Genomic DNA, 12,544 nt, shown 5'->3' on the forward strand with positions numbered 1-12,544 from the left:
TCTTACCGTTTTGTGCGGTGGCTCGACCAGAACCAAAACGTATTTGCGGCTTATAAAGCGAGCTTGGGCTATATTTGGGCTTAAGATTCGCTAAAGTCCCGTTAATAACAGCCACGAATGGATTAGAGGCATTAGAAGCGATTAAAGAAGAAATTCCCGATGTAGTTTTCTTAGACGTGATGATGCCAAAAATGAGCGGATTTGAAGTTTGCGATACCGTCAAGAATAAGCTTAATCTGAAAAATATTTATATTATTATGTTGACGGCAAAAGGGCAGGAAGTCGATCGCAAAAGCGGGCTTGCCGTCGGGGCTGACCTCTATATGACAAAACCTTTCCGCCCGCAAGAAGTTCTGGCTAAATCGCGAGAAGTTTTGGGATTAGTTAAGGTGACTTCTATGGCATCCCAAGAGTTATAAGAGGGGCAGAAGAATTTCAAATTCTGTTCCTTCGCCGAGATGCGATCGCAAATAAAATTCACCCCCGTGTTTTGCGGTTACGATTTGATAGCTAACTGACAAGCTCGTTTCCTTTGCCGCTCGTTTTTCCACCGTAAAAGATTCGCGGATGGCTTCCTGCATTGCCTCCGACATTCCCGGTCCATTATCCGAAATCGCGATCGAAACCCAACGTTCTGGAAATTCCGAGTCTGGAACTGGGCGCGATTTCACCTGTGTTGTAACTGTAATGGTCGGTTTGACCGTGCGAGCAGGCCTCGCTTCAAAATCTTCGCTGACGGCATCTTCGAGTAATACATCGATCGCATTTGTCAAAATATTCATGAAGACTTGGCTGAGTTGACCGATATAACAAGTCACGGGCGGCAAGCGATCGTAATCTTTAACTAATAAAATCTCGCTGCGCAAGCGATTTTTGAGTAAAACGACCAAACCATCCAAACAAGCATGGATATCCGCAGGCTTTGGGTAAACTTCATCGACATGGCAAAAATTTTGCAAGCTTGCGACTAGGGTTTTAAGGCGTTTTGCACCACTGGTAATGCTTGCAACCACTCGAGGAAAATCTTCCAGCAAAAAGTCCAAATCGAGTTCTTCTTTCAAGCGTTCGATGGATTCTGGAGTTTCCTCGTAGCAAGCATCGTAGGCCGCGATTAATTCTAACAAGTTATTGCTGTACTGCGAGACGTGAGCGAGGTTGCCCCAGATGAAACCGACCGGATCGAGAATTTCGTGAGCCATACCGTCTACTAAACGCCCCAAACTCGCCATCTTTTCGCTTTGCAGGGTTTGTACTTGCGTGCGTTCGTAGCGGACTTGGGTTTCAATACCGCGAATTTGCCAAGCTGCTAGATTGAGGTGGGCGAAGTCGAGTAGTCGATAGGTAGAAGAGTTGATTTGGACGACAATCGGGTCGAGCAACAGTAAGGATGCTCGCTTTAAAACTCGTTTTGAGGTTTCTAAAATGGTGGTGTTGCTGGGAAATATCAGCAGTTCCGGGCAAATATAGGCGTAGAGAACTTGTAAAGGTCGCGGGAGAAATAATTCGAGACCTCTGGGCAAAAAGAGATATTCCATCAGTTTTCGACGGGAGATGGGACCGACAAATCGGCCGTTTTCGGTAAGAATTGCGCCGGGAAGGAGGGGCCATCGTTGGAGCAGTTCGACGAGATCCGAACCGAGGCAGGTAGACTCGATTTGTAGATCGCACAGAGGCAACTCGAGGAGAGTAGAGTTGACGGTTAAGTCGTGAAGTCCCTCAATCGGAAAGGGAGAAAAAAGAGATTCGGAACTCAAGTTGCTCTGCATTACTAATTCGTAATTTGTAGTTCGTAGTTCGTAATTCGTAATTCGTAATTCGTAGTTCGTAATTCGTAATTCGTAATTCGTAATTCGTAATTCGTAATTTATAACTTATAACTCATCATTCATCATTCATAACTCATCATTTTCAAAAATGAGTCGAGATCGCTTGTACTGGGCAGGTAGGAACGCACTGCTCGCAGACCACGCAGCGCGATCGCGCAAAATGGAGTCTAAAGGTTTCCGGCTCTAGCGTCAACGCTTCTGTCGGACAAACGCCAGTACACAAACCACAATCTATACAACTGCGTTCGTCAATATTAATCTCCCGACTAGCCAAAGCGACATGGATATGTCGGGCGCGCAACCATTCAATCGCGGCATCGATTTCGTCGATATCCCCTTGCAATTCCACGACTAATTTACCAATTTGATTGGGGGCAATTTGCGCTCGAATAATATTAGCCGCTACGTTGAAATCCTTCGCAAGTTGGTACGTCAAAGCCATCTGTACTGCACGCTTGGGAACGGTAAGGGTGACTCGTTTTTTCATGAGAGCGGTCTTCTGGAAATTAAGAATTCAAAATTAAAAATTAGAAATGTGAGAGAATTAAAGAATGTAGTTGATTTTAGGTTGGCTCGATTTCGATATGACTGAAAACTCTTCGCTTAAACCGACCGACAACGGCAGTCGGCTCCGCAATATCATTCTTGCGTTGGTGGCGGTAATTCTCAGTGTAGCGCTGTTTTTAGGTTTGCAATCGCAAACGGAGTCCGTCTCGCTACAAACGCAGGCAGAAGAGTCTACGCCGCTGGAGGTGGCGATCGCGAATGACAAGCCGACCTTAATCGAATTTTATGCCGATTGGTGTACGAGTTGTCAGGCGATGGCGGGGGATTTGGCAGAACTTAAGAAAGAATATGCCAGTTCTGTCAATTTCGTGATGCTCAATGTGGACAATAATAAATGGCTGCCGGAAATTTTACGCTATCGGATTGACGGAATTCCCCATTTCGTGTACCTCAATCGTAAGGGGGACGCAATCGCGCAAACGATTGGCGAACAACCCAGGACAATTCTCGCTGCCGATCTCGATGCTTTAGTGGCAGATGCTCCTTTACCTCATGCTAGTGCAACGGGTAAAACTTCTAATTTCAGCGCTCAAACGCAGCCTAAAGCTACCGCTGGAGAGGATCCGCGCAGTCACGGCGCGCAAGTTAAGTAGTAATTCGTAATTCGTAATTCGTAATTCGTAATTCATAACTCATAACTCATAATTCATAATTATTAAGTGATTGCTTTCAAAGCCGTTTCTAAGTCTTGCGTCAGCGTTGCGATCGCGTCTCGGGCAGCAGAACGGCTTTTTTGATACATCGTCCAACGCGCGCTAACAGAAATCGGCTCTGCGATAATCATCTTCGAGGTTCGCCAGCCCAAACGAGGACGGCGAGGGGTTTTTGTTCCTTTGAGGCGTTCGACGGTATCGAACAGAATGAGGGCGGTTTCAGCAAGGCGTTCGACAGTTGGTTCTTCTTGCACGTAACTTTGCGTTACCGCAACAAAACTTTCAACTAAACGCATATGTCGCATTCGCAAGTCGGCTTCTGCTGCCGTCCAGTTGGCTAAACCGCGATCGACGGGAGCTAATGCTTCCAAATCGGGGATATCTTCGCGATAAATTCGATGCCAACCCGCATTTTCAACCCGACGGCAGCGTTCGATGAGCGTGCCTTCCGGTTTCAACCCGAAGTAATCTTCGGAAACTTGCAAGGCTGTATTGAGGAGCGTTTGCAGTCGTTCGTGCAGTCCGCTTGCAGCATCTTGGGGGAGTTTGTACCCATACACCTTGCTGTAAAAGGCTTCCATCCGTTCGAGCAACGATTCCCCGAGGCGCAAGAGGCGATCGTAAAATCGGGCGGGGCGTTGGCTTTCCTCCACTGTAGCTCTGCTTTCCACCGGCAGTCCGAGATCGGCTTCTAACTGCGCGAATAACTCGTCTAGGGTCTGCCACGGTGGTTCGGGATAGGAATAGCGAATGCCGATGGGAACGATGAAGACTTCTTCGCTGCGGTTGGCTTTTTGCAAGTCTTCCACGCACCAAAACGCTAATTGCGCCCCTCCCGGTTCTAAGGGGCTGACGATCTCGCTATGCCCGTTGGTTGCGCCTTCTGGTGCAATTGCGAGGGGAAATTGCCCGTCGGTTAATAGTTCTCTTGCGGCGCGCATTCCTTGCCAATCGAGCTTTTTGCCGCGATGAATCGGACTGCCGCCCGCCCTGGAAAACATCCAACCCAACCACTTTCCCGCCCAAATCGTCATTCCGCGATCGTAGAGAAAGTGGCTGTGAACGGGCGGTTTGAGGGGAATCCCGCGATCGCGCGCTACTTTCGGGAGAGTGCGACAAACCAACTGAATCATCGAAAGGGGATCGTCTACTTCTGGATGGCGAAACGCCATCAGAAAGCGTACTTTACCCGCTTGAAACTGATGGTACAACTCGGCAAGAACTTCAGCATTTTCAACCTCAATGCGTCCGATTCCTGCGGGCAACCACGGGCGCAGGCGGTAGCGCCTGATAATCGGCAGCGCGGTAACAATCACTCGCGCCACCCAGGGCTGAAATTTGACGGGGATGAATTTAAGAGCGGGACGAGCGCGTTGCATGAATACAGCGAGTGATGGGATCGGCAAGCCGTAATCAGTAGGATAGCGCTCTACTGACGCTTTCGATCGCTTTCTAACGTTGCACCTTTATTTGAATTATGAAGTTTCTGTAGAGTTGACCTTTCTAGAGAGCAGGAAACCATCGATCGGTATTGTACTTGGCTACAATCGATACATAATATTGGGCGTTAAATACAGACGCGCTAACCGGCTTTAAAACTTTTTTTAACGGGGTGAAAGGGATATGAGGTCAATAGCTATCGCGTGCTTGCCCGGTTGCAGGGCGCAATTCCGTGCTTTCTCCGTAGCAACAACCGCGATCGCGGCTTTTTTCCCCTTTTTTCCGCTTTATGCTCAATCGATTGTAGCAGCGCCCGATGGTACGGGGACGCGGGTAGTGCAAACCGGCAATCTTTACACCATTGACGGCGGCACACAAGCTGGCGCAAACCTCTTCCAGAGTTTCTCAACTTTGGGACTGTCTCGCGAGGAAGTTGGCAATTTCCTGGCTTCACCAGAGGTTGAAAATATTTTGGGGCGGGTGGTTGGGGGCGAAGCTTCCACACTGGCTGGATTAATTCGAGTTAGCGGTAGCAATGCAAATTTGTATTTAATGAATCCGGCGGGGATCGTTTTTGCTGCCGGTGCGACGTTGGATGTAGGGGGAAGTTTTTTCGCAACGACGGCGGACGCGATCGCGTTTAATGGGGGTTGGTTCTCGAGCCGCGAAACGAACGACTATTCATCGTTAATTGGTTCTCCTAGCGGTCTGCTCTTTTCGGATCCACAAAATGGTGCGATTGTCAATACCGCAAATTTAGCAGTCGGTGCGGGCAAACAACTTCAACTGAGCGGCGGTATAGTTATCAATGCAGGAAGCCTTAGCGCTCCGGGCGGGAAAATTACGCTAGCGGCAGTACCAGGGGGAAATCTGGCTCGCATCGGCAGCGAAGGAAGTATTTTAAGCTTCGTTGTTGCCCCCACTAACCCAAACGATAGCATCTCGCCCTTAGAACTGCCGCAATTATTAGCCAATGTTCGCGATGCAACACAACTGCAAGTTTCTGACGATGGGCGCGTTTGGCTGACGGGAAGCGATGTCCCCTTAACGGTAGAAGGGGGAACGGCGCTGGTGGCGGGGACGTTAAACGTAGAATCTGAGGGAACGGGGGGCGCGATCGATATTTTGGGGCCGAAAATCGATGTGGTGGGAGCGAGTTTAAATGCGTCCGGCGGGGAGGGTGGCGGTACGGTGCGAATTGGCGGCGAGGTTCGGGGAAGTGGCGCGCTACCGAGGGCAGAAGTCACCGCGATCGATGCAAATTCGCTAATTCGCGCCGATGCGAAGACTCGCGGAGATGGAGGGCGCGTTATCGTCTGGGCGGATAATTTGACTCGTTTTCAGGGTACGATTAGCGCCCGAGGGGCGATCGCGCCGACGGTTGCCTCCTCGGATGGCGGTTTTGTGGAAGTATCGGGGCGGCAGGTTTTAGAGTTTCAGGGGCGCGTCGATACGCTTGCGCCGCAGGGTACAGTGGGTACGTTATTGCTCGATCCGAGCGAACTGGAAGTGGTAGCGGGGGGAAATATGCCTCCAGTGGGACAGCGTTCTTATATTAGCGCCGAACTGATTAACAGCGCGACGAGCAATGTGATTTTGCAAGCCAGCGATCGCGTTTTAATTAATGCAGCGATCGCGATTTCGACTTCAGGAGTCGGACTGGAAGCGCAATCTAACAATGGAATTTTTGTCAACGCCAATATCAGCACGAATAACGGCTTTGTTAAGCTCAATGCCGATGCGGATGGTATCGGGGGCGGTGCAGTGGCGATCGAGAATGCGACGATTTCCACCGGGGAGGGCGCGATCGCAATTGTGGGGCGCGGGCTGGACGGTACGGGCGGAACTGGCATTACCCTTAATAACAGCAGCCTCGCAACCACCAGCGGCAACATTACCCTCGAAGGAGTCGGCGCAACAGGCAGCCCGGGACAAGATCGCGCCGACGGATTGACGGGCGGCAAAAATAACCTCGGCGGTTCCGCAGGGCTAGCTGGCGGCAATGGGGGCGATGGCGGTGCGGGAATTTCCCTCACTAACAGCAGCATTTCTTCTACAACCGGCCTGGTTAGCTTAACCGGAACCGGCGGCGATGGCGGACAAGGGGGAATCGGCGGCGGCGGTGGCGGCGGCGGTAGTAATGTTAATAGTGCGGCATTGAGCGGCGGCGAAGGCGGTTTTGCAGGCGATCGCGGCGGACGGGGCAGCGCTAATGCTAACAATGGCTTGGGCGGCGGGATAGCAGGAAGTGCGGGCGGTGGTAACGGCGGTGGCGGTTTGGCAGTCGATCGCGGTGGCGGCGGCGGTGGCGGCGGCGGCACGGGCGGAACTGGGGGATTGGGAAGTGTAAATGATGTCATGAATTCCGGCGCTGTCGGTATCAGGGGCGGTGCGGGCGGCGGCGGTGCTTCCACCTTGACAAACGGCGGCGGCGGCGGTGGGAGTAACGGTTTCGGCGGCGGCGGCGGCGGTTCTAACCTCTTCAATAGTGGTGGCAATGGCGGACGGGGTGGACCGCAAGGGGGTAATGGCGGAGCGCCCGGTTTGAGCGGTGCTAGCGGCAACGTGGGCGTGGGTAATGGCGGAATCGGGACGGGCGGTGGTGCCAACGGGCAAGATGGCTTCGCCGACGGAAGGGGTGGTAACGGCGGCATCCAAAATCCTAATAACGGCGGCGGCGGCGGCGGTGCAGGGGGCAATGGCGGTGCGGGCGGCAATGGCGGCGTTGGCATTGCCCTGAATAGCGGTAGCATCACGACTGCACCGAATCAACGGGTGTTAAACGCGATCGGCGGTAGCGGCGGTGCGGGAGGAAATGGCGGCGGCGGCGGCGGCGGTGGACGCGGTGTTGGCGGTGGCGGCGGCGGTGCGGGGGGTAATGGCGGTAGCGGGGGTGATGGCGGTACGGGGATATTTCAGGGAGTCGCCTTCCAGTTTGTCATCCAAGAGCCTCTCCCTCCTGCGATCCCACCGACTCCAACTCCGGCTCCAACTCCAACAGTGCTGACAACACCCGCAATCCCAGGAAGCGCGATCGCAGATATTCCAAAAACCCTGCCCGCTTACCCCCAAGGGTTTCCAGAAGCGATCGTCAATCCTAAAGCTTCGGCACTCCCCGAAGTCCCCCTCGTCCTCGATTTAGAACCGTGCCAATCGTCCAATCGCGCCAGTCAGTTGTTAGGGCGTATGGTAGCAAATAACTCTGCTTTACGCGATCGCCTCTGCGCTCCTCTGCGTTGAACTCTCTACCCATAAATTGAGTTCTAGTATTTTATCCGCCCTCAAAAAAGATTGAAATTGATTAGTTATTGATAAGAAAGGGGCTGAGCTTGTGATAAAGAAAATTATTGTTGAAAATTGGAAAAGTTATCGTTATGCCGAACTCCCGCTCGACCCCTTAACAATTTTAATTGGGAATAATGCGAGCGGTAAATCAAATCTCATTGAAGCCTTGGAGTATTTGAGTCGTATTTCTCGTGGATACAGCTTAGGAAGCCCCTTTCAAGACAATCTAGTAGACGTTACTCCCCTTCGAGGTTCTATAGAGTTATTAACCTTTCAAAGACAACGAAAATTTTCGCTCTCTGCAATCGTGCAAGGCAATTCTTCTCAAGAATACACTTACAAAATCGTTATTTCTCCTGGACAAATATTTAGCATTCAGGAAGAATCGTTAGTTTGCAACACAGACGATCGTAATTTATTTAAAGTAGAAAAGCCCGGTTATGGTTTAGCAGAACAGAGGCTGAAAATAAAAATTGGCGACCCAAAACAAGAAGAACCTTATGTATCAAGTCGCTCTTTATTTAGGGGAGAAAGATCGATATTAAGCGATTTATCTTTTTTGAATCCTGAGAATCAAGGCATTCAAAAACTGTTTGATGAAATCAAAGAAGTCACCCTAATTCTAATTAGTGTTTTTACTTTGAGTCCAAGTCCAGAACGCATGAGAGGTTACTCGCACTTATCTGATGTTATAGCAGCAGATGCTTCTAATATTGCGGGTGTTCTGTCTATGCAATCATCAGAACAAGCCCAAGAGTTTAAAAACTTAATGACTCGTTACTTCCACAATTCTCAGGAAGGCGACATTCGAGAAATTTGGGCAGAACCTGTAGGACGGCTTAAAGAAGATGCAATGTTGTACTGTCGCGAACAGTGGCCCGGAAGTAAAACTTTTGAAGTGGATGCGCGAAGTATGTCAGATGGAACGCTTCGGTTTGTGGCTATTTTAACAGCACTATTAACCAGACCGAAAGGAAGTCAACTGATTATTGAAGATATCGATAATGGTTTGCATCCGACTCGATTTAAACAGCTTTTAGCTATGCTTAAAGAAATTGGCGAGAAACGAGAAATCGATGTATTAGTGACAACTCACAATCCTGGTTTTTTAGACGAACTCGATCCCGAACTAATCCCCTTCACTGTTGTTTGCCATCGAGATAGTGAAACAGGGGAAAGCAAACTGACGCTTCTCGAAGAGATCGACCATTTTGCAAAGTTATTTGCTTCGGCTTCTTTAGGTAAACTGGCGATTCAAGGCGCGATCGATCGGGGGGCAGAAAGGACAAAATGAGAAAAGTTTTGATTTTCGATACTTGCGTCCTTTGCGTTCTTTTAAAAATACCCAACATGGAAGAATGCGGTAAAGTACCGAATGATTGGAATTTTATTAAACTTGAGGAAAAATTAAAGCAAGAAGAAAGCCAAGAAACGGTTTTTGTCCTTCCGTTGGCTGCAATTATTGAAACGGGAAATCATATTTCTCAAGCATCATCTAAACGCCGGGAATTAGCAGAAAAATTTAACTAAATTGTTGGTAAGACGGCAAATGAGACTTCTCCTTGGGTAGCATTTGGGGAACAAACCGAACTTTGGAATAAACCGGGATTGGAAAAGTTAGCGAGTATGTGGGGAGAACAAGCTCACACTAAACTGTCTTTAGGAGATACAACAATTCGTATTTTGGGCGAGCATTATGCAAGAAAGGGCTATCAAGTTGAATTTTTAACGGGCGATGCTCAACTGAAAGCTTATCAACCCGAAACTAAATCAATGAAAAATCGCAGAAGTGACTCCTAAATCTTCTCAATAATTTTCATGATTTTCTACGATCTGACTTTCGCCTTGTCGTTAAAACTGCGATACTTCGCACGAAATAGAGCCTTTTTAACTATTGACCGTTCTAGATTGCTAAACTGAAAAAAATCACACCTTAACGCTAGATTATGCAGAAAAAAATAATGAAACTTAATCCCCTTATTGCAACCCCGGCATTGATTCTCCTTATGGGAATAGCGAACATTACACCATCTGCCCGATCTGAAGAAGTCTATATGGATGGCAACTGTCGCCATGATCCTAACTTAGAAAGCGATGGGGATCGCTTTACTGTTTTCTATGGTCGTAAATTTATCGTTAATAATCAAACCTATTGGTTGTATGCTGCTCAATATCAAGATGGATCTGCCATCTTTTGTGTGTCTCGCCCTGACTTCAATCGACCTCAAATGATTCGGTCTGAAGAAATCAACAATCACTTTATCGAAAAAGTTGAGCAGGATGGGAATAACAACCCTATGTTTTATGTTCAAGTGCGAGAAGGACAGAATAGTAATGTCCCATTGGTTAATTATCGGTTGAATCTTAGCAATCCTAATCGCCCGGTTGTCACTTATCTTTCCACGGAACAGTAGGCTTGCTACTGCTTCAAGATATTCCTCGCACGAAATCGAGGAGAAGGTGCGCTAATTCTAATTTACTGCGAGAGGACATTTCCTGCTTCCGACCGTGGCGATCTATGAAAATGGCTTGGTTGGTTTCGCTGCCGAATCCGGCGTTGGGGAGGTCGATGGGGTTCGCCGCGATCGCGTCTAGGTTCTTTCGCTCCAATTTTTCCATCGCAGGCTTGACAATATCACCTGTTTGTGCAGCAAATCCGATTAAGCGTTGGTGCGGTTGTTTTTGCTGGCCGAGTTGAGCGAGGATATCGGGAATCGGTTCTAAATCCAGCATTGGCGGAATTTCGTGTTTGGGGACTTTATAGGGCGTATACGTCGCGGGCTTAAAGTCGCCGACAGCCGCCGCCATCACCGTCCAATCGGCGCTCGGGAAGCAGTCGAGCATGGCTTGTTGCATTTCTGCGGCACTGCCGACGGGAATAATCGCAATGGAGGAGGCGAGAGATTCTTCGAGTTCGACAAGCGGCGCGCAGACTAAAGTCACTTTCGCGCCCCGGAAGAAGGCGGCTCGAGCGAGGGCAATCCCCATTTTTCCGGTGGAGGGGTTACCGATGAAGCGAACGGGATCGAGATGTTCGCGCGTTCCTCCGGCGCTAATTAAGATGTGTTTGCCGGTTAAGTCGCGCCGTCCCTGGGTTAAGAGGATCGATTGAATCGCGGGTAAGAAGGCGGCAGGTTCTGCCATGCGTCCCGCGCCGAAGCGATCGCACGCCAGCAGTCCGGTTTCGGGGCCGATGCTATGATAGCGTTTATCTTGAAATAGTTGTTCCCAGTTGCGTTGAACGGAAACTTGTTCCCACATTTCCGTATTCATTGCCGGTGCTAATAAAATCGGGCAACGGGAGGCGAGGACGGTGTTGGTTAAAAGATTATCGGCTAAGCCGTTGGCTAATTTACCGAGCATATTGGCTGTCAGCGGCGCAATGACGAAGAGTTCTGCCCATTCGCCGAGTTCGATGTGTAAGGGGCGGGAATGGACGGGCTGCCAAAAATCGCGATCGCAGTAAGCCCGGTGTCGGCTTAAAGTCGAGACAGTTAGGGGCGTAATAAATTCTGCTGCGCTCTGCGTTAAGATAACGCGGATTTGCTCGCCCCGCTTAAACAAAGTCGAAATGACTTCGCAGATTTTATAGGCGGCAATACCGCCGCCTATTCCAATCAGAACTCTTTTTCCTGCGGGCATCGATCAAGCTTCGTCGTAGGCTTCAATATCGAGGAGATAGAGGTAGGGTTCCACCAACTCGGCGTGTTGAAACGCGATCGCGCGCAACAAATGCCAGTCTGCTAAAGCTTCAAAAGGATTCGAGTAATCGTCCTGTTCCAAGCGAGTTGCTAGTTTCGCCACCTCATCGGCTGTGACGCGATCGAGGTCTTGTTGAGACAAACTCAATGTTTCCACCATTCCCCGCCCTCCAAATAATTACCACTATAGACCATTGCTCCTCGCCTTATTTTAACGCGATCGGTAACATTGGGAGGTCAGAGCCAATCGGATTGAGAGTCAATAACTCATACCTCTTTTACAAAAATATTCTTAACAAATGTCCTTATACCAATTCTCCGAGTTCGGACGACACATCTTGAGGCTGAAACCCCTAATATATCTAGGTTTCTTCATTTTTAATTTTTAATTTTTAATTTTGAATTGGTATTACTCAATCAACGCGCGATCGATTTGCAATCTCCTCTAACTCAGTTTTTTTACTTTTTAATTTTTAATTTTTAATTCCAAATTCAAACTTTGCCTATATGCTTAAAATAAAAATCGCTACCCAACAAAGACCATGAGCAATGTAGAAACGAACGGGAAGCCAGAAACCCCAACCGTCGAAACTCATACAACCCGAGTCCGCCCTTGGGGGAACGTGACGATGCTCGAAGAAGGGGAACGCTATCGTATTAATCGCATTGAAGTCAATCCCGGACATCACATCAGCACCCAGATGCACTACCACCGCAGCGAACATTGGGTTGTCGTGTCGGGAACCGCAAAAGTAATTTTTAACGGTCACGAAGAACTCCTGATTCAAAAGCAGTCTACCTACGTTCCGATGAACACTGCCCACCGCGTCGAAAATCCGGGGGTCATTCCTTTGGTAATGATTGAGGTGCAGAATGGGGAATATCTAGGCGAAGATGACATCATTCGCTTCGAGGATTACAACGAGGCGCAGGACGCACTCGTCAGTTAATTCAGATGGAGGATGGGGGAATGGTGAATTATGAATGATGAATTATGAATTATGAGGGGTGACGAGGGGACTGGGGGACGGGGGGACGGGCGAATTATGAATGATGAGTGATGAATTATGAA

The 12,544-nt window shown here is 49.1% G+C and carries 13 protein-coding genes; 8 read left to right on the top strand and 5 right to left on the bottom strand.

Annotation, left to right across the window (positions count from 1 at the left end):
- Window positions 1-74 precede the first annotated feature (74 nt).
- The gene (locus H6G50_RS18890) at window positions 75-419 is read left to right on the top strand and encodes a response regulator (protein ID WP_190719739.1); all 345 of its coding nucleotides are present in this window, start codon (window positions 75-77) and stop codon (window positions 417-419) included.
- Here the strand turns inward: H6G50_RS18890 and H6G50_RS18895 are convergent.
- Both H6G50_RS18895 and H6G50_RS18900 read right to left on the bottom strand, forming a co-directional pair.
- Window positions 414-1,766, bottom strand: a complete 1,353-nt coding sequence (locus tag H6G50_RS18895) for an ATP-binding protein (RefSeq protein WP_190719741.1) — start codon at window positions 1,764-1,766, stop codon at window positions 414-416. The genes H6G50_RS18890 and H6G50_RS18895 overlap by 6 nt on opposite strands.
- Window positions 1,767-1,908: 142 nt before the next feature.
- A complete protein-coding gene (locus H6G50_RS18900; RefSeq protein ID WP_190719743.1) occupies window positions 1,909-2,313 on the bottom strand; it encodes an NIL domain-containing protein in 405 nt (134 codons plus the stop codon).
- Between the two features lie 97 nt (window positions 2,314-2,410).
- Between H6G50_RS18900 and H6G50_RS18905 the strand changes: the two genes are divergently transcribed.
- Window positions 2,411-2,986 carry a thioredoxin family protein gene (locus H6G50_RS18905; RefSeq protein ID WP_190719745.1) on the top strand — a complete coding sequence of 192 codons (576 nt, stop codon included), beginning with the start codon at window positions 2,411-2,413 and terminating at the stop codon, window positions 2,984-2,986.
- Window positions 2,987-3,048: 62 nt separating this feature from the next.
- Here H6G50_RS18905 and H6G50_RS18910 read toward each other — a convergent pair whose 3' ends face one another.
- A complete protein-coding gene (locus tag H6G50_RS18910; protein WP_190719748.1) occupies window positions 3,049-4,425 on the bottom strand; it encodes a 1-acyl-sn-glycerol-3-phosphate acyltransferase in 1,377 nt (458 codons plus the stop codon).
- A 244-nt stretch (window positions 4,426-4,669) separates the two neighbouring features.
- Between H6G50_RS18910 and H6G50_RS18915 the strand changes: the two genes are divergently transcribed.
- The 5 genes from H6G50_RS18915 to H6G50_RS18930 all read left to right on the top strand — a co-directional run bounded on the left by H6G50_RS18915 (window position 4,670) and on the right by H6G50_RS18930 (window position 10,185).
- Window positions 4,670-7,726: a filamentous hemagglutinin N-terminal domain-containing protein gene (locus H6G50_RS18915; protein WP_190719751.1), complete on the top strand. Its 3,057-nt coding sequence runs from the start codon at window positions 4,670-4,672 to the stop codon at window positions 7,724-7,726.
- A gap of 91 nt (window positions 7,727-7,817) precedes the next feature.
- Window positions 7,818-9,065 (top strand): AAA family ATPase, encoded by a 1,248-nt coding sequence (locus H6G50_RS18920; protein ID WP_190719754.1) that lies wholly within the window; start codon window positions 7,818-7,820, stop codon window positions 9,063-9,065.
- A complete protein-coding gene (locus tag H6G50_RS23920) occupies window positions 9,062-9,301 on the top strand; it encodes a hypothetical protein (RefSeq protein ID WP_199303231.1) in 240 nt (79 codons plus the stop codon). Before H6G50_RS18920 ends, H6G50_RS23920 begins: the two co-directional genes overlap by 4 nt.
- A 78-nt stretch (window positions 9,302-9,379) precedes the next feature.
- On the top strand, window positions 9,380-9,571 hold the full coding sequence (locus H6G50_RS23925) for a hypothetical protein (protein ID WP_199303233.1): 192 nt from the start codon (window positions 9,380-9,382) through the stop codon (window positions 9,569-9,571).
- A 161-nt stretch (window positions 9,572-9,732) separates the two neighbouring features.
- Window positions 9,733-10,185 carry a hypothetical protein gene (locus H6G50_RS18930; protein WP_190719757.1) on the top strand — a complete coding sequence of 151 codons (453 nt, stop codon included), beginning with the start codon at window positions 9,733-9,735 and terminating at the stop codon, window positions 10,183-10,185.
- 13 nt (window positions 10,186-10,198) lie between these two features.
- Here H6G50_RS18930 and coaBC read toward each other — a convergent pair whose 3' ends face one another.
- Together coaBC and H6G50_RS18940 are read right to left on the bottom strand one after the other, a co-directional pair.
- Window positions 10,199-11,413 (bottom strand): bifunctional phosphopantothenoylcysteine decarboxylase/phosphopantothenate--cysteine ligase CoaBC, encoded by a 1,215-nt coding sequence (coaBC, locus tag H6G50_RS18935; RefSeq protein ID WP_190719760.1) that lies wholly within the window; start codon window positions 11,411-11,413, stop codon window positions 10,199-10,201.
- Window positions 11,414-11,416: 3 nt separating this feature from the next.
- Window positions 11,417-11,632 (bottom strand): DUF2555 domain-containing protein, encoded by a 216-nt coding sequence (locus H6G50_RS18940; RefSeq protein WP_199303235.1) that lies wholly within the window; start codon window positions 11,630-11,632, stop codon window positions 11,417-11,419.
- Between the two features lie 382 nt (window positions 11,633-12,014).
- Here H6G50_RS18940 and H6G50_RS18945 point away from each other — a divergent pair, with 382 nt between their 5' ends.
- Window positions 12,015-12,422, top strand: a complete 408-nt coding sequence (locus H6G50_RS18945; protein WP_190719763.1) for a phosphomannose isomerase type II C-terminal cupin domain — start codon at window positions 12,015-12,017, stop codon at window positions 12,420-12,422.
- Window positions 12,423-12,544: the final 122 nt, after the last annotated feature.

This window comes from Oscillatoria sp. FACHB-1406 (assembly GCF_014698145.1).
Lineage (GTDB): Bacteria > Cyanobacteriota > Cyanobacteriia > Cyanobacteriales > Spirulinaceae > FACHB-1406.